The organism is Candidatus Pedobacter colombiensis (assembly GCA_029202485.1).
GTDB lineage: Bacteria > Bacteroidota > Bacteroidia > Sphingobacteriales > Sphingobacteriaceae > Pedobacter > Pedobacter colombiensis.
On record CP119313.1, the window covers coordinates 4,221,569 to 4,239,448 of the forward strand.

Below are 17,880 nucleotides of genomic sequence, written 5' to 3' on the forward strand. Positions count from 1 at the left end.
TGATATTAAAAACCTTAAAAAAGCAATAATAGTGCAAAATTTTGAAAAAAAATTAACTAAAGCTGGTTAAGCTAAAAAATAGCTCACGACTTATTGCCATTAAGCCTTAAAATACACATATTTGTTACACAATGAATTCCACAAAGGCTAAAACTTTTTCTGATACTGAACTTCTTCTTTTGTTAAAGGAGGGCAATCAATTTGTGCTAAAAAGTATTTATGATACTTATTGGAAATCGCTTTATTTATCTGCATTTAGTGTTTTAAAAGATACACAACAAGCTGAAGATATTGTTCAGGATATTTTTCTTCAGCTGTGGATTCGTAAAAATGATGTAGAGATTAAATCACTTAAAGCCTATTTATTTACTGCCGTAAAGTATAAAGTAATCAGTTTTATAAATTCTGCACCTAATCGAAAAGTTTTTATTGAGGATCAAGAGTTAGAAAAACTAGCAGGCACTGTACATTTAGGCGATCTTTTAGAAGAGCGAGAAATCAAATCCCTTTTAGATCAAGGCATTATGGCTTTACCCGAAAGATGTCAGCAAGTTTTTATTTTAAGTAGAAAAGAACACTTAAACAACAAAGAAATAGCCGAAAGAATGGGAATAAGCACCAAAACTGTCGAAAATCAAATCACAATAGCTTTAAGACATTTAAAAATATCATTAGGCGATTATATTTTATTTATTACTGTGTTTTTACCTTTTTTTTAAAAAAGTAAAAATTCTTTTGGGGGCAAGACTCTGCTAATTAGACTTACCTTATATGAATGCCTCAATCACAAATAAAGAATTTAGAGAACTTGCACGTAAGTACGAACTTGGAACCGCTACAGAATCTGAGAAGAGGGCATTTGAGCAAGCTTATCATTTATTATCTAAAAAGCATCAGGTATGGGATAATGACCTGATGAATGATGAAAACTTCGTTAAACAAAACATTTTCACAAACCTGGAAGATAACATTCTCAATCTTGAATCTCCAAAAAAGAGTTTTTCCATTTACAAATATGCGGCTGCAATAACCATTTTATTTTCGATTGGAATTACTTCTTATACCCAATATATCAAAGTAAAAGATAAGGGAAACCTCCAGACAAAGCATTTTGGAGGGGAGGAAACAAACCATAACAAAGCTTATTTAACATTAGCAGATGGCACTAAAATATCATTAACCGATGCTGCTGATGGTAAACTGATTCAAGAAGCGGGTATTTCTGTTTCTAAAACAAAAGATGGGCAAATCGTTTATAATGTAACAGATGTTAGCGCAAATAAAACGCATCCAACAACCAATACGATTTCAACACCTGCAGGTGGAAAATATATGGTCATTTTGCCAGACAACACCGAGGTTTGGCTAAATACATCTTCTTCTATATCATTTCCAACAGCATTTGAAACAAATGAACGGAATGTAATGGTTACGGGAGAAGTCTACTTTGAAGTATCTAAAGATCCCGAAAGGCCATTTAAAGTGAAAACTGGTAGTGCTGAAGTCAGCGTATTGGGTACGCATTTTAACATTATGAATTATGATGATGAGCCAAACACTCAAGTAACTTTGTCTGAAGGATCAATAAGGTTAAATTTAGGAGAAACCTCTCAAATCATTAAACCTGGTCAGCAAGCACTTTTCAACCGTAGCTCAGATCGTATTGCACTTAGAAATGTTGATACAGATGATGTAATGAGTTGGAAAAATGGATATTTTCTTTTTGACAATACACCTATTGATCAGGTTATGCGGGAAATTAAAAGATGGTATGATGTTGATGTAGTTTATGAAGGCAATAAACCTACAATTTCCATCACTGCCATGATCTCCAGAAATAATAAAATATCTAAAATACTCGATTTACTTAAAAAATCTGGCGGCTTAGATTTTGAAATAAACAACAAACAAATTACAATTAAGAAAATAAATGGAGGGAACTAAATGGAAAAATAACTACTCAAAATACGCCAGGGGTTAACTAAAATAACCTTTCCAGATTGCAGTCCGGAAAGGCTTATTTCCTGCTATGCGGCAGGCTGTAGGGTTACCCATAATCAATCGTGTGAATTAACTAACAACTAAACCCAACAAATCAAATATATGAATGATTTATCACATTCACTAAGGAGCTATATTGCTCTTTTTTATCCCACTATTCATAAAGAGCCAACCTTTAATGGCGCAAAAAAAGCTTTTTTGGTTATGAAGTTAACAGGAATAATAATTTTGATGATTACCTTTCAGGCAAGCGCAATAAGCTTTGCCCAAAAAGTAAGTATCAACAAAAAAAACATAGGGCTTAAAGCACTTTTTAAGGAAATAAACAATCAAACAGGCTATGATTTCATATACAATAATGAAGTTTTAAAACATTCAGCCAATCTTGATGTAAACGTAAATAATGAAGAATTATCAGATTTACTAAATGATATATTCTCAAATAAACCGCTTTCGTTTACTATTGAAGATAAAAATATAATTGTTAGAGTAACCGAAAAGTCAAATACCAAACCAGATCGAGTTATAACCGGTCGGGTTATCGCCATTGACGATAAACTCCCTATGCCAGGAGTTAGTGTTAAAATAAAAGGCACAACAAAAGCAACTTCGACAAATAGCAATGGAGAATTTTCTATCAGGGTAAACGATGGAGACATTTTGATTTTCTCGATGTTAGGTTACACTAAACAAGAAATTGTTACTACTGACAAAAACATAGTAAATGTAAGCTTAGCGCAGGACAACAATAGCTTAAATGAAGTAGTTGTGACTGGTATTGGCGGTGCAGTTGATAAAAAGACCTTTACTGGGGCCACCACAAAGATATCTGTTAAAGATGCAGAACTTGGAGGCTTACCTGATCCTAGTAGGATGCTGGAAGGTCGGGTTGCGGGTGTGAGTGTTCAAAACACGACCGGAACATTCGGTACAGCTCCTAAAATTAGAGTACGCGGTGCAACTTCTATTTACGGCAGTTCAAAACCTTTATGGGTTGTGGATGGTGCTATTTTAGAAGATGTTGCCGATGTTTCTGCAGATGATTTATCAACCGGTGATGCACTTACTTTAGTCAGCTCTGCCGTAGCCGGACTAAACGCAAATGACATTGAAACCTTCCAGGTTTTAAAAGATGGTTCTGCGACATCAATATATGGTGCCAGAGCTAAGGCGGGGGTAATTGTAATCACAACTAAAAAGGGTCGCTCGGGCTTTAGTCAGCTTAATTATGTTTCCGAACTTACCGTAAGGGCCACTCCTTCTTACAGTGGATTTAACATTATGAACTCTCAGGAGCAGATGGGCGTTTATCAGCAACTTTTCCAAAGAGGCTGGTTAAATTTGGCGGAAGTATCAACTGCTTCCTCAAGTGGTGTTTATGGTAAAATGTACCAATTAATTAACAGTGGTCAATTACTAAACACAGAAGAGGCCCGTAATGCTTATTTAAGAGAGGCAGAGTACAGAAATACCAATTGGTTTGACCAATTGTTTAGCAATGACATTATGCAGAACCATTCGTTAAGTATTACCTCTGGTACAGATAAATCTCAATACTATGCTTCGGTAAGTGCCATTTCTGATCCGGGATGGGCAAAACAATCTCAAATGAAAAGGTATACAGCTAACTTAAATGCTACATACAACATTTCTGACAAGCTAAAACTAAACATCATTACATCAGGAAGCTACAGAACTCAAAAAGCACCAGGTACACTAGGTCAGACTACCAATTCAGTAACCGCAATAGTTAAAAGAAATTTTGACATCAATCCTTATGCTTACGCTTTGAATACTTCAAGAACTCTTGATCCAAATGAAAGTTATACTAGAAATTATGCGCCATTTAACATCTTAACAGAGTTGGAAAACAACTATATGGATATCAATGTTGCGGAGGTAAAGTTTCAAGGACAATTAAGTTGGAAAGCAATTAAAAACGTAGAAGTGAGTGCTTTTGGTAGTGTTAGATATCAACAAACATCACAGCAACATTACATCAAAGATGAGTCTAACCAGGCTCTAGCTTATAGGTCAATGCCTACAACAGTTATACGTAATGCAAACCCTTATTTGTATACAGATCCATCTGTTCTTTATGCTGTTCCTATATCAATTTTACCTTCTGGTGGTATTTATAACAGAACAGATTATAGAGCCCTTGTAAATGACCTACGTGCCAATGCTAGATATCATAATACATTTGCAGAAAAACATGTTTTAGATGTTGAAGGAAGTGCTTCCATAAATTCTATCGAAAGAAATAACAACTGGTTTAGAGGTTGGGGCCTACAATATGGTTTAGGTGAAATTCCATTTGTGGATTATCGCGTTTTCAAAAGAGGTCAGGAAGAGAATAGCCAATACTATTCAGTTGGTAACACCAGAGGCAAAGAGATTGCTTTTTTTGGAAAGGCAGCTTATGCTTATGATCAAAAATACAGTTTGGAAGTGACAGGCAGGTACGAAGGATCGAACAAACTGGGCAAAACCACATCCGCAAGATGGATGCCTACATGGTCTGTTGGAGGATTGTGGAATGCAAGTGAAGAAAATTTCTTTAAAAATCTAAGCACACCAATATCTACCTTAACATTTAGAACTTCATATAGCTTAATGGCTGATCGCGGACCTTCAACTGTAACAAACTCCGTAGTAGTGATACAGAGTTATAACCCTTGGAGACCAAGTACATCGGATAATGAAACAGGTCTTCAAATTAGTGATTTGGAAAACGCTGACTTAACGTACGAAAAACAGTACGAACTAAACTTAGGTATGAATTTTGGCCTATTTAAAAACAGGTTAAATGGTGACATTAACTACTATAGAAGAAAGCAATTTGACCTTATCGGCCCAATAGTCACACAAGGTTTAGGTGGACAGATTAATAAATACGGAAACGTTGCCGATATGAAAACCAGTGGTTTAGAAATTGCACTTTCCGGAACAGTTATAAAAAACTCTAATTTCTCCTGGACATCGACATTTAACTATACCCACGCAACAACAAAAGTTACCAACCTCCAAAACAGACAAAGAGTTATTGATCTCATAACCAGTAATGGATTTGCACTTCAAAATTATCCCGTAAGATCACTATTCTCCATCCCATTTGTTGGATTGCGAAATGATGGTTTACCGCAATTCACTAACGCCGATGGGAGCACAACTGTTACAGGAATAAACTTCCAAAACAGAACTAGCCTGGATTTCCTAAAATATGAAGGCCCAACGGACCCGACAGTTACAGGTGGTTTTGGCAACGTTTTTAGCTACAAAGGTTTTAGCTTTACGCCATATATTACCTATTCATTTGGTAATGTGGTACGCCTAAACCCTGTATTTAAAACAGAATATTCAGATTTAGATGCGACAACCAGAGAGTATTTCGATGCATGGACTGTTCCTGGTGATGAGCGTTTTACAAAAATTCCGGTAATTCTAGATAGAAGGTATAACAAACTCAATAGTCAATATAGCTATGCTTATAATGCATATAACTATTCTTCAGCTATGGTAGCTAAAGGTGATTTTATTCGATTAAAAGATATTTCATTAGCCTATCAATTGCCTAAAACATTCTTAGCCCGCATAAAAGTTGCTTCAGCAAGTTTGAGACTCAACGTTTCTAATCTGTGGTTGATTTATGCAGATAAAAAGTTAAATGGACAAGACCCGGAATTTGTTAATGCCGGCGGTGTTGCACTCCCTTTAGCAAAACAATATACATTATCACTAAGATTAGGTCTTTAAATTAATTAATCATGAAAAAGAGATTTATATATATCGCGCTTTGTGCAGTTGTATCATTTAGTTTTTCTTCTTGCAAGAAGTACTTGGATGAGTTACCAGATAACAGGGCCGAATTAAACAATACAGATAAAATATCCCGATTATTGGTTTCGGCATATCCTACCAATGCTTATGTTGTAACTACAGAATTAGCTTCAGATAATGTTGATGATTATGGCCCAAACTATACAAGTAATCGTCAAACTGAGCAAATGTATGGCTGGGAAGACATTACTGAAACAGCTGGAAATGATGGAGTTGAAAAAATATGGAGTTCTTGTTACAGTGCAATTGCCAGTGCAAACCAAGCGCTTACGGCTATTGAAGAACTGGGTAACCCAAGCTCTTTGACGGCAGCCAAAGGTGAAGCCTTAGTGGCAAGAGCTTATGGCCATTTTATTTTGGTAAACGTATTTGCACAACATTACTCGCCTGCCAATTCTGCCACAGATTTAGGTATAACTTATATGACTAAATCGGAAGATAAGCTAAACCCAAAATATACAAGAAACACGGTAAAGGAGGTATACGATTATATCCTTCAAGATTTAGAAGCAGGTATACCTTTAATTAATGATGCATCTTACGCAAATGCAAATGTTGCCAAATTTCACTTTAATAAATCAGCGGCTAATGCATTTGCCGCAAGAGTTCATTTGTACATGGGCAATTGGACAAAAGCAGTAGAGTATGCTTCGGCATCCTTTGCAAATACACCTACAACTTATGTAAGAGATTATGCTAAAATTGCAACTTATGCAGCTTCATTTTCGGATATGGCCCGTGAATATAATAACAGTTTAATTAAAGCTAATTTTTTAATTACACCAGCATATTCTACTATGGGTACACTTTTCGGCGGTTATACTACCTTATCGAGGTTTGTACCCGGCTTAGCTGTTTCAAATTACGAAACCATAACCTCTAAAGGACCATTTGGAACTTTTACAACCACTGGCTACAGACTTAAAGCGTTCTCTTATTCAACAAGTAGTAATAAGGTACTTTTTGCCCACTTGAGCTATCAGTTTGAATACACTGACCCTGTAGCTCGTACTGGTTATGCTCATGGTGTATTTACCCCTTTTACATTCGAAGAAGCTTTACTTACACGCGCAGAAGCAAATATTCAATTGAAAAATTACACTGCTGCTTTGGCTGATATGCAATACTGGGGTACTTTCACCTATACGACCACCACTTTACCAACTTTAACCGAAGCAAATATCAATACCTGGGCAAATTCTTTTGCATACTTCACTCCTACTGCCCCTACACCTAAGAAAAAGTTAAATCCTGAATTTACGATAGAGGCTGGAACACAAGAGAACATGTTACATGCGGTTTTATACATGAGAAGACTTGAAACTTACAGTGCCGGCTTAAGGTGGTTTGACGTGAAAAGATACGGCATAGAGATCACAAGAAGAAGTACAACCGGAGCGGTAATAAATAGTGTATCTACCAATACTTTAACTGTTAGAGATCAAAGAAGAGCCATTCAATTGCCTCAAGATGTAATAGCAGCAGGTTTAACCCCTAATCCAAGATAATATGAAAATTAGATATAACCTTATATACTTGCTTTTTATCACATTGATTTATACATCATGTAAAAAAGAAAAGCTAAGCGATAAAAGTGTTTTTGTAGACACTACACTTCCAAAAAATGCTTTAGACAATTACATATATAATAATTACACCGTCCCTTACAATATCGATGTACTTTATAAATATGTAGATAGAGAAACTGATTTGACCTATAACTTAGTGCCTGCAACTTACGATGGCTCTGTTAGATTGACAAAATTATTATTGTACCTGGGTTTACAACCATATGATAATATTACGGGAAGTAAGACTTTCATGAAAACCTATTTTCCTAAACTTTTAACTTATATAGGTTCATCGCCAATTAAAAGTAATGGGACTATAGTGCTGGGAACAGCTGAAGGCGGTAAAAAAATTAATTTATATAATTTAAATAATTTGGCTGCAAATTCAACCAGTATCAGTTATTTAAATAAGTATTACTTTCATGTTATACATCACGAATTTCAGCACATATTAAATCAAACTAAGCCATTTCCGACAAGTTTTGTCACCATCTCCGGAACCGGTTATGTAAGTGATGTATGGAATACAACCTATTTAACTGACGGCGCTGCAATTGCAGCTGGTTTTATTTCTCCCTATGCTTCAAGTGAGAATACAGAAGACTTTGCTGAGCTATATTCGTTTTATGTTACCTTATCAGCAACGGAATATACTGCCTACTTAAACTCGACAGGAAGCACTCCGGCAGGCATCGCAATTATTGCTGCAAAAACAGATATTGTTAAAACCTACATGAAAAATGAGTTTGGGATTGACATGGATCTTTTAAGAGCAAATATTCAATCTAAAGCTGCCGGCTTGCCAACATTTGATCAAACAACTCTACCTTAATCTAAAAGAATTATGAAAAAACAATATTTATTATTAGCTGTATTATCTGTTCTTTTATTTGCAGGTTGTGATAAAAAGCAAGACAGAGTATTCGATGAAAGTCCCGCAGCAAGACTAAATGCCAGCATTGATAACACTTATGCTGCAATAAAAGCAAAACAAGCATGGGTATTTAGCTACTATCCGGGTGCAAACCAGGAATATGGTGGGTTTAACCTTTTTCCTAACTTTACCAGTGCTGTAGATGTAACCTTACAGGCCGATTATGCTTTAACCGCACAAAGCAGCACTTTTAAGATTTATGCAGGTGCAGGTCCTATTTTAACATTTGATACTTATAATTCAGTTATTCACTATTTCGGACTTCCTGGTTACTATACAGGTATTGGTACTGCAGATGGCGGTATGAAAGGTGATTTTGAATTTTTGGTAATGAGTGCCAGCCCAGACTCTGTTGTATTAAAAGGCAGAAAATACGCCAATCTCATGAAAATGAGATCAGTAGACGTAAATCAACTACCAACTATCGTTGCGAATTATAAAGCAGCTGCAGCTACGTTCAATGCATTCAGAACTTTTAAAATAGAGGTAAATGGTACAACATATGCAACTACGGCTACAACGTCTACGGTAAATGGTTCAGTAAGGCCAAACCGTTATCTAAATGTAACCGCTAAGAGCATGACCATCTCCTTTATAGTAACTGATACAGGTATTGAGTTTTATAAAGAGTATGAAATTGACGGTCTTAAGTTTAGTAAGTTAAAATATAATGCCCCAGATGCTACTTATGCAAAAGGATATTATTCTAATACCAACAATACAATGAAATTGATACCATTGTAAATCAATTACCAGTAGTATTAAAAAAAACCGTCACAATATTGATTGTGACGGTTTTTTTATGTAAAAAATTATAGTGTGCTAATTCCCCTGCAATCCGCCAACTCCACCAGCACCACCACCTTGTTGCTGTTCATCTTTCTTTAAATCGTCATTATTTACCTTCTTCTTTTTGGCATTAAAATTCATTTTACCAAACTTATAGCTAAAGTTCACACCAAAAGAACGCAAAGGATAATGAATATCAGTTTTCTGCGTTGAATTTGGAGTAGTATTTTGAGTCTTAATATTCAAATCCCGGTTAAAAGGGTTCAAAACATTCAAACCAATGGTTGCTTTCTGCTTTAAAATCTCTTTTTTCACCGCTCCACCATAAAAATACATCATATCTGTCTTACCTTGAAAAGTACGTTTTGGTGCATTGATCACTCCCCACAACTCAGTAGTCCAACCTTTAGGCAAGGCATAAGCCGAACGCGCAAAAGCAGTATAGTTTAAAAATGTACCCGTATTCACATGGTATTGAGGGCTATTAACATCATAAGTATTTAAACCCAAATTGGCCATTAACGTCCATTTAGGTTTTGGATTATAAGAACCGAACACATTAACCCCATAAGACCTGCTGGTCCCAACATTGATATAAGAGATCAAATTTTTACTTACCCCATTCTCCACTATTGGCGCTATGGCACTCTCAATCACATCCTGAGTATTTTTGTAAAACACCGATGCTGTGATGACCGAGCCCTTAATAAAAGTCGAATAGCCAAGTTCTATATTATCTGTCAATTCAGGAGCGAGCTTTGGATTACCCTGAGTTGGATTAAACACATCACTTTCATTTCTAAAAGGATTTAAATAAGATAAGCTTGGGCGTTGTACCCGGCGGTTATAACTTAGCTTAAGCGTAGACATTCCTTTTAAAGTCTTTGAAATCACCATACTCGGAAATAGATTAAAGTAGTCGTTATTAAAGTCTAAAGTATGACCCGCCAACCCGTCTATTTTAGTATACTCAGCTCTTAAACCTGCCTTAACCGTTATCTTTTTAGTCAATTTAAAACCAAACACACCATAAGCCGCCGCCACATTTTGGTTATAATCAAAATCCTGTTCAGCTTTGTCAAAATCGCTTTTAATATTTCTGAAGATACCCTTTATACCTGTCTCTAAAACAGTTGTTTTACTAAAGGGATAAACATAATCACTTTGTACAGTGTACTCATTATTTTTACCTGTATTATGTCCTAGAACTTCGACATCTGGGATGCCTGCACTGATAAATCTATTGCTAAAGTCGCTACCATTACGCCCGGCAGATAGCTGTGCCGAAATGCTTAGCTCCTCACCTTCCCGCTTAGTGGTTTTTCTATAATCCACATTCCAATCCAGATTATTAAAGCTCATGTCCATATCCCTTATATTCGTCGAAACAACACCATTCCTGGTGATCAATGAACTACCCGGCCCGCCATTAGAAAAGCGATTCATTTTAACGTTAGTACTAATGTTATTGTAACCATTGATATCATAATCCATACCAAAGCTACCATTATATCCCACCCTCGACCATTTAGAATAACCGTCCTGTAAAACATTATTGGTTACTCCATCAATCGTAGAAGTGTTAGCAATAACGACTTTTGAGTTTTGTGGATAAGCCTGATTTAATCCTAAACTTCCATTTACTGCTAAGCGGCCTGTTTTAACATTCAAGCCAAAGGTACCATTATTTGACCGCGTACCTGCAGTTGCGCTCACATTGCCACTCATACCTTCTGCCGTTTTCTTCTTGGTAATGATGTTAATGATTCCACCGGAACCTTCAGCATCATATTTTGCAGATGGACTGGTGATCACCTCCACACTTTTAATCTGCTCTGCAGGGATCATCTTCAAGGCATCAGCAACACTATTGGCCATCGTTCCTGATGGCTTTCCGTTAATCAAAACCCTAACCGAGCTGCCGCGGAGCTGAACATTCCCATTTATATCGACTGAAAGCATAGGCACCTTACGCATCACATCGGTAGCATCACCACCTGCATTTGTGATATCTTGCTCTGCATTGTACACCAGCTTATCAATCTTATTTTCGACCAATGCTTTTTGTCCGGTAATTTCTACTTCCTTTAAATTATCGGCTGTAGGACTAATGTAAATTATTCCCATATTTTGATCGGGCTTCCCTGCTGTGGTTTTAACGGGTATCATTTTTGTCTTATACCCCATAAAACCAACTGACAATTTATAATCATCGGGAGCCACATTTTGAAGCACTACTTTTCCTTTATCATCCGTTACAGCACCATTAACGGACTTGCTGTCTTTTACCTTAAGCAGAGAAATAGTTGCATAATCTATCGGTTTTTTAGTCAAAGAGTCAAGAATTACTGCAGTAATCCGCCCTGTTACAGTTGGTTGTTGAGTTCCCCCGCCAAGGGAAAATTGCGCTTTTGCGCCAAAAAATGGCATCAATGCCCCAAAGAGCAGAGTGAAATATTTCAATTTGGTTTTCATACGTAAATTAGTAGCCGAAAGATAGAAATTGTTACACAATGCTACAGAATTTCTACAGACTGTTTTATTCTATTTGATAAAAAGAAAAATCATGAAGAAGAAAGCAGCTATTACAGCCGTTTTGTTGAGTCTTTCAGCAGCTATGGCTACACAGGCACAAACTACAACAGGGACTCACCTACTTCACACTTATCGAATAGGTAGCGATGGTGGATGGGATTACCTTCTGGCAGATCCAGCATCTAATAATCTTTATGTTGCTCATGGAACACAAGTTAATATCCTCAACAAAAAAACCGGCGACTCCGTTGGAGTTATTTTGAATACGCCCAGGGTACATGGTATTGCACTTGTTCCGGTTTTAAATAAAGGTTATACCAGTAATGGAAAAAGTGGTGAATGCACCGTTTTCAATACTTTAACCCATGTAATAACCGGAAGAGTTAAAGTTGGTGAAAATCCAGATGCAATCATCTACGATGATTTCTCAAAGAAAGTAATTGTATTCAACGGACGTAGCCTAGATGCATCTGTCATTGATCCAAAAACAGATAAGGTGATTGCTACCGTCGCTCTTGGCGGCAAACCGGAAGCAGGTGTATCTGACGGCAAAGGAAATATTTATGTAAACATCGAAACCAAGAATCAGGTGGTGCGATTTGACGCAACCACATTTAAAGTTACAGGCACCTTCAATCTTGAGGGTGGAGAAGAACCAACTGGACTAGCAATAGATAGGACCACCTCCCGTTTATTTGTAGGATGTTCCAATAAAACAATGCTGATTCTTGATGCAGGAACAGGCAAAAAAATAGCTGCATTACCTATTGGAGAGGAAAGTGATGGAATAGCTTTTGATCCCGCTTTAAAACTAGCCTATAGTTCAAACGGTGACGGAACATTAACCATTGTTAAAGAGAGCAATGCCAACAAGTTCACAGTTCTGGAAAACATCAAGACTGTTTCAGGTGCCAGAACTATAACCTTAGATCCAGTTAGTCACCATATTTTTATGCCAGTTGCAGATTTCAAACCAGCAACGGAAAAAGGTAAAAGACCAACAAAAATACCAGGAACATTCAGAGTACTTGAATACGGCATTTAAGATATAAACTCCGGGATTAGCATAATGCTAATCCCGGATATTTAAAGCTTTGCCTACTTAACAGGATTACCCTTTGCATCAAACAAGTGATCCTTGCCATTTATTACCGCTTCATAGACAACCGTCCCATCGGCTTTAGTAATCTTAGCAGCTCCCTTTATTTTAGCCTTCTTATAATGGCCTGCAATATAAGATGTAATTGGAGCAGGCAATTCAGTAGTTTTAATTTCAACTTCCGATTCCCTCATCTTACCTGAGGCGGAGTAAATTTCGGATACCTCCTGATCCTTTAATTTAAATCCAGCCTCAAAATCATTTTCTTCCTTTTCCCATGTCACAGTTTTTACTTCAGGATGAGCTTTAGCAAATGCCATTTTAACAGCTCCGGGAACATTAGATGCAGCAAGCTTTTGAGCACTCGCCGAAATTGTCAGGCCGGCTAGGCCGGCGATTAAAATTGTCGCTTTCTTCATTAGTATTTAATTTTTGTAATACTAACTTAAGCTGCAATTATGTAGTAAATCTGGAGCTTATTTAATATGCCCCTTGTAAGGTAAAAAGTCCATGCTTTTGCAGAGCATTTTAAGTTTCCAGTAGCCTTTTACACGTAAGTGGCCACTATCTGTAAAAAAAGCACATGAACTCCATTCCTTACCATTTATCGAGTCGTAAATGATGCCATCTTCCCAACTATTTGATTCTTCTTTAAACTTAAGTTGTTTTAATACTTCCATGCCTAGAAGTTTCCGGCTTCTTAGTGCGGGGTCAGGATTTCGAAAGTCGGTTCGATTGTCCATAGGACTACTCAAATCATCTTGATCATCAAACCATACAACTTTCGCTTTAAATTCAATTCCTGACTTATAGATTTCAACAATGAGATTTTTCTTTTCACTAATCCATTTACCAACAATCTTATCCGGGAGATAATTAATCGAAGATTCCTTAAATACCACCTCTTTGGGGTAGGCACTTGCAATAACTTTTTGCGCGTAAATTGGGCAGACAGCTAACATAACCAAAAAGGTCAGTGATACCTGCCGAAGCAGTAAGGAGCTGTACATAAGTTAATAATATTGTTGTTACTATAAATTTATATAGAATTTCTGGTTTCTTCCTGCATTATTGCAATGAATCTCAATTGATGAAAATCTTTGAAAAACATATCCACAGAACCATTTCAAATAGTAAATGGCCGAACCAGTTCTTTAAAAACGTGTTATTCAGCCATTTATTATAAAATAAAATCACAACAACTGTAATCGTCGAAGTTATTAAAATCCAAAAATTTCCTTTAATTTCTTATCTAATGTCTCTCCTCGAAGGTTTTTTTCGATGATATTTCCTTCTTTATCAACCACAACCAGGTAAGGGATACCACTGAACAAATAAGAAGCCATTACAGGTTTAGACTCTTTGGCATTGATTTGTGTCCAGGCCATTTTCTCTTCTGCCATAGCCTTTTTCCAATCGGCTTCTTTCGCATCTACAGAAACAGCTAAGATATCTAACCCTTTATCTTTGTACTTTTTGTACACTTCTTTCAAGTGAGGGATTTCCTGGCGACAAGGGCCACACCATGAGGCCCAGAAATCTACAATCAGGTATTTTCCTTTAAAATCTTTAGGACTCCATTTCTTACCATTTATATCAGGGTAAGCAAAATCCGGAGCTTTTTGACCATTCGCAATTTTAGCCGTTTGAGCCATATTCTCCTCAATCTCTTTTTTCTTATTTCTGGCTTGTGGTAAATTAGGGTATTTCTTAGTCAGGTTATCCAATGTAGACATGAGTAATTCACTATCCCTTTTCCAGCTTAAGTAATTTAGGGCATACAATACCGCTGGCTGATCTTTATATTTGTTGATAGTATATTTGACACGGATGTCTAAATCCTTATTGATACGATCAAAGCCATTTTTCATGTAATTAATCCACAAACTGTCCTTTGACTGACCTGCTTTATATTGTTCCTGGCTTACTGCAATCTGATTCTGATAATGCAGATAATCAATTAACTTCACATCATTGATCAGATCATTATCAGCAGATGTGTTTTCCATATAGATGTATGGTGGGTTTTTGATTTTCATCTTTGCGGTATCAATCCCCCTTACGTTTACGTGGATATTGTCTTTATCGGCCCAGAAATCAATTCGGTCGAAATAATAAACCCGTACCTGATAAAAGTCAGGCTTATCTGCCGGCACTTTAAATGAGAAATTATTATTGGCATCTACTTTAGTACTATCAAATGCCTTAAAAGCTTTTTTAAACCCTTCGCCTTCGTATTTACCCAGGTAAATCTGGTATTTGTTTTCGGTATCTGGAAACTTAACAGTCCCTGTAAAAGTTACCGTTTTTCCTTTCTGGCCAAAGCTGCTGCCTGCCAGTAATAAGACTGCAACAACCAATGTTAAACTTTTTTTAATCATTTTTTTAAATTATTTAAATCAGCAGGTTTTACATAAATCCGCGCATTGCACCAGGAAAAGAGGTTCCATTTTTTTCTAGGTCGGCCTTAATTTTGTTCTGAGTGGTAATCATATTATCTGTTTCTTTAACCAATTCAGCATTCCCCATTTTATTATATATCACTTTCTTAAAAGTCAACAAGTCGATCACAGAAGGCACATTGACATCTGTTTTTAACAATAGGTCGGCCCAGTTCAGTGCATCAGCAAGGTGTTCGGCCGGTGCCGCTTCTGTAAATTTCCTTGTAAAATTGAGCATAGTAGAAGTTTTTGAACTAGCTCCTTTAATCGGTCCAACATCTGTAATCATCTTAATCATAGCCTGATTAAAAGCTGCCCAGTCCCCTTTATTTCTGCTGCTGATCAGGCTCATTCTTACCAGCAGTTGCCCAGCCTGTTCATTTTTAAAGTTTTCCAGGTTTTTAACCAACCACGCTTCTTTACCCGTATCAACAGGCTTTTTACCATAATATGCCGAACTTAAGCCATTTACCTCTCTGGACAGATTACCGATCAAAAAGCCATCTACTTTTTCGGCACCATGCACTTTTCCTAAGGCAGCACGGTTCGATAAAATGTACTTAAAAGTTTTGGCATCTATATTATACAAATAGCTTTTTATAAGTTCAAAGATTTCCGGCTTATTCAACTCGGCAACAGGCATAGCATCAAAATAAGCGGTAGCTACGGCTTTGGTTTTTTCTGCATCGTAGGCATTACCAAGTGCTTTTAAATAAGCTGTTATGGTATTTAACGAGTGGTCTCCGTTATTAAACTTTTTCTCGAGGCCTTTTAATGAGTGCTCCGGGTTAAGTGCTAGTTTAGAAAGCTCCATAAACTCTTTTACTGAAGGGGCTCCGACTATTTTATGTACCACCTCTCCTTTTCCGTTAATAAACAACAATGTTGGATAAGCATTGATCTCGGAAGCAAAACGTTTCTTCAGTTCAATCCCTTCACCTTTCTCCATATCGTAACCTACATTGATAAAATTGGCATTAAAATAATCTGCTACACTATCTACAGTAAATACATCTTTAGCCAGCGTTTTGCAGGGGCCACACCAGGAAGTAAAGGCATCAAAAAACAACAGTTTCTTTTCTTTGGCTGCTGTGGCAAGATGCTCATTAAAGGAGCCCTCGTGTTTAAAATTAATAGATCTATTTTGTGCTGTTGCGCTCAACATAACGCCAATACTAAGCGTTAATGTGATTAGTCTTCGTTTCATATGAATGGTTTCGTTTTAAATGTAAATTATTTCTGATATCCGGGATTTTGAACAATAACCCCGCTGGTAATGTTAATTTCTGTTTGTGGAATAGGGAAAGTATTTTTGCCCGCAGGAAGAACAGGATTTACCGGTAGCCCTGCCCGCAGCTTGTCAAAACGGTCGTGCCCTTCGGCAGCCAGTTCCCATCGTCTTTCTTGCAGAATGCGACTAACCAGTGCATCTTTAGTGGCAAATGAAGCCATGGTATAGGGAACCGGTTTTTGTCCGGCTACAAAAGCACGCTGGTAAATGCTATTGAGCAGATCGACTGAAGTTTGATTAACACCATCTCTTCTGGCCAATGCCTCGGCTTTGGTCAAAACAACCTCTGCCAACCTGATGATCATCTCGTTATCAAGCAGACCAGGACTGGTATATTTATTGCTCCGCGGGCCGGTTACCCCCAACACGGTTACGGACCTTACCATGGTTGTGCTCCGCATATCATTTGCCATATAAGTGTTTAAAAACGTTGCATCAAAATTATACTGATAACTATGTGTTGTAGAACTTGTAGAGTACAGGTTCCAGCTTACCGGGTAGCCATAAACCACTTCCTTGTTATAAGGGATATTTGAAGGGCCCGAACTTACAGTCAAATTGTTAGGGAATACTACTGCAGGACTGGCGGCAAGCTCATAATTGGGATCACCAAGCACCAGGTCGGCATTACTGATGGCCCCGTCATAATTGTTTAAGTAAAGATATACCCTCGACAAAAAGGCGCGACCGACCGCTTTAACTGCTCTGGAGCGCAACTTTACATCCTGGGTTCCGCTGGGAGCGTCGGGATAATTTGTCGGCAAATCTGGGATAGCTTCTTCCAGATCCTTTAGCACCTTATCAATGATTTGTTTATTGGTTGCCCTTGGAATAATCTGTTCGGCACCAGACCTGACAAAGCCTTCCAACCGCAGGGGTACACAAGGATTATTTGCAGCCGAAGGACCATCAAAAATCCTATCACCATACAAAATAGCCAGTCGGAAATAACTAAATGCCCTTAAAAACTTAGCTTCGGCTATAAGTCTTTTTTGAATTTCAACTTCAAACTTGGCCTTTGAAGGTAAATTATTAATGATCACATTCGCAATATTGATCACCACATAATGCCCGGCCCAAATATCTTTCACGGTCGACAAGTTTTCGTCAATACTCCCTGTATAATAGTTGTTTGTAGCCTGGGTAGTGATGCCCGTGCTGAAATCAATAACAGGCAGTGTATTCCGCTCTACCAGAAACTGTGAGTAAAAGCCTCCCGCCACTAGTCGCTCGGCGGTAACTTTATCTTCCAGTACCTGATCTTCAACCAGATTATTCTCGGGTGCTAGATCCAGTTGTTTATTACATGCTGTGATGCTTAAAACAACAAGCACAAGCAGCTGATATAAATATATTCGTTTCATGTTGTACAGTTTATA

At 37.3% G+C, this 17,880-nt stretch carries 13 protein-coding genes; 7 read left to right on the forward strand and 6 right to left on the reverse strand.

Translation table 11 applies throughout. From position 1 onward, the window contains the following. The first annotated feature begins 131 nt into the window (after positions 1–131). From P0Y49_17715 to P0Y49_17740, 6 genes are all read left to right on the forward strand, one after another. Positions 132–719 (forward strand): RNA polymerase sigma-70 factor, encoded by a 588-nt coding sequence (locus P0Y49_17715; GenBank protein WEK18628.1) that lies wholly within the window; start codon positions 132–134, stop codon positions 717–719. Between the two features lie 52 nt (positions 720–771). Continuing rightward, positions 772–1,944, forward strand: coding sequence for a FecR domain-containing protein (locus P0Y49_17720; GenBank protein ID WEK18629.1), 1,173 nt, complete (start codon positions 772–774; stop codon positions 1,942–1,944). Between the two features lie 261 nt (positions 1,945–2,205). Next, a complete protein-coding gene (locus P0Y49_17725; GenBank protein WEK18630.1) occupies positions 2,206–5,757 on the forward strand; it encodes a SusC/RagA family TonB-linked outer membrane protein in 3,552 nt (1,183 codons plus the stop codon). Between the two features lie 11 nt (positions 5,758–5,768). Next, positions 5,769–7,349: a RagB/SusD family nutrient uptake outer membrane protein gene (locus tag P0Y49_17730; GenBank protein WEK18631.1), complete on the forward strand. Its 1,581-nt coding sequence runs from the start codon at positions 5,769–5,771 to the stop codon at positions 7,347–7,349. Between the two features lies 1 nt (position 7,350). Beyond that, positions 7,351–8,244 carry a putative zinc-binding metallopeptidase gene (locus P0Y49_17735; protein WEK18632.1) on the forward strand — a complete coding sequence of 298 codons (894 nt, stop codon included), beginning with the start codon at positions 7,351–7,353 and terminating at the stop codon, positions 8,242–8,244. A gap of 12 nt (positions 8,245–8,256) precedes the next feature. After that, positions 8,257–9,090: a DUF4302 domain-containing protein gene (locus P0Y49_17740; protein ID WEK18633.1), complete on the forward strand. Its 834-nt coding sequence runs from the start codon at positions 8,257–8,259 to the stop codon at positions 9,088–9,090. A 78-nt stretch (positions 9,091–9,168) separates the two neighbouring features. On the opposite strand, the gene P0Y49_17745 is transcribed toward P0Y49_17740, so the two are convergent. Continuing rightward, entirely contained in the window at positions 9,169–11,610 is a 2,442-nt protein-coding gene (locus tag P0Y49_17745) for a TonB-dependent receptor (GenBank protein ID WEK18634.1), read from the reverse strand. A 91-nt stretch (positions 11,611–11,701) separates the two neighbouring features. Here P0Y49_17745 and P0Y49_17750 point away from each other — a divergent pair, with 91 nt between their 5' ends. After that, complete coding sequence (locus tag P0Y49_17750) at positions 11,702–12,715, forward strand: YncE family protein (protein WEK18635.1); 1,014 nt, start codon at positions 11,702–11,704, stop codon at positions 12,713–12,715. A gap of 53 nt (positions 12,716–12,768) precedes the next feature. On the opposite strand, the gene P0Y49_17755 is transcribed toward P0Y49_17750, so the two are convergent. From P0Y49_17755 to P0Y49_17775, 5 genes are all read right to left on the reverse strand, one after another. After that, positions 12,769–13,188 carry a hypothetical protein gene (locus tag P0Y49_17755; protein WEK18636.1) on the reverse strand — a complete coding sequence of 140 codons (420 nt, stop codon included), beginning with the start codon at positions 13,186–13,188 and terminating at the stop codon, positions 12,769–12,771. A gap of 57 nt (positions 13,189–13,245) precedes the next feature. Then, entirely contained in the window at positions 13,246–13,731 is a 486-nt protein-coding gene (locus P0Y49_17760) for a DUF2147 domain-containing protein (GenBank protein WEK18637.1), read from the reverse strand. Between the two features lie 258 nt (positions 13,732–13,989). After that, entirely contained in the window at positions 13,990–15,150 is a 1,161-nt protein-coding gene (locus tag P0Y49_17765; protein ID WEK18638.1) for a TlpA disulfide reductase family protein, read from the reverse strand. 28 nt (positions 15,151–15,178) lie between these two features. After that, a complete protein-coding gene (locus P0Y49_17770; protein ID WEK18639.1) occupies positions 15,179–16,417 on the reverse strand; it encodes a thioredoxin family protein in 1,239 nt (412 codons plus the stop codon). A 26-nt stretch (positions 16,418–16,443) separates the two neighbouring features. Next, positions 16,444–17,865 carry a RagB/SusD family nutrient uptake outer membrane protein gene (locus P0Y49_17775; protein ID WEK18640.1) on the reverse strand — a complete coding sequence of 474 codons (1,422 nt, stop codon included), beginning with the start codon at positions 17,863–17,865 and terminating at the stop codon, positions 16,444–16,446. Positions 17,866–17,880: the final 15 nt, after the last annotated feature.

Excerpts from the sequence above, each read along its gene's own strand:
- P0Y49_17715 (WEK18628.1), top strand. The coding sequence starts at position 132 with ATGAATTCCACAAAGGCTAAAACTTTTTCTGATACTGAACTTCTTCTT.
- P0Y49_17720 (WEK18629.1), top strand. The coding sequence starts at position 772 with ATGAATGCCTCAATCACAAATAAAGAATTTAGAGAACTTGCACGTAAG.
- P0Y49_17725 (WEK18630.1), top strand. The coding sequence starts at position 2,206 with ATGAAGTTAACAGGAATAATAATTTTGATGATTACCTTTCAGGCAAGC.
- P0Y49_17730 (WEK18631.1), top strand. The coding sequence starts at position 5,769 with ATGAAAAAGAGATTTATATATATCGCGCTTTGTGCAGTTGTATCATTT.
- P0Y49_17735 (WEK18632.1), top strand. The coding sequence starts at position 7,351 with ATGAAAATTAGATATAACCTTATATACTTGCTTTTTATCACATTGATT.
- P0Y49_17740 (WEK18633.1), top strand. The coding sequence starts at position 8,257 with ATGAAAAAACAATATTTATTATTAGCTGTATTATCTGTTCTTTTATTT.
- P0Y49_17745 (WEK18634.1), bottom strand. The coding sequence starts at position 11,610 with ATGAAAACCAAATTGAAATATTTCACTCTGCTCTTTGGGGCATTGATG.
- P0Y49_17750 (WEK18635.1), top strand. The coding sequence starts at position 11,702 with ATGAAGAAGAAAGCAGCTATTACAGCCGTTTTGTTGAGTCTTTCAGCA.
- P0Y49_17755 (WEK18636.1), bottom strand. The coding sequence starts at position 13,188 with ATGAAGAAAGCGACAATTTTAATCGCCGGCCTAGCCGGCCTGACAATT.
- P0Y49_17760 (WEK18637.1), bottom strand. The coding sequence starts at position 13,731 with ATGTTAGCTGTCTGCCCAATTTACGCGCAAAAAGTTATTGCAAGTGCC.
- P0Y49_17765 (WEK18638.1), bottom strand. The coding sequence starts at position 15,150 with ATGATTAAAAAAAGTTTAACATTGGTTGTTGCAGTCTTATTACTGGCA.
- P0Y49_17770 (WEK18639.1), bottom strand. The coding sequence starts at position 16,417 with ATGAAACGAAGACTAATCACATTAACGCTTAGTATTGGCGTTATGTTG.
- P0Y49_17775 (WEK18640.1), bottom strand. The coding sequence starts at position 17,865 with ATGAAACGAATATATTTATATCAGCTGCTTGTGCTTGTTGTTTTAAGC.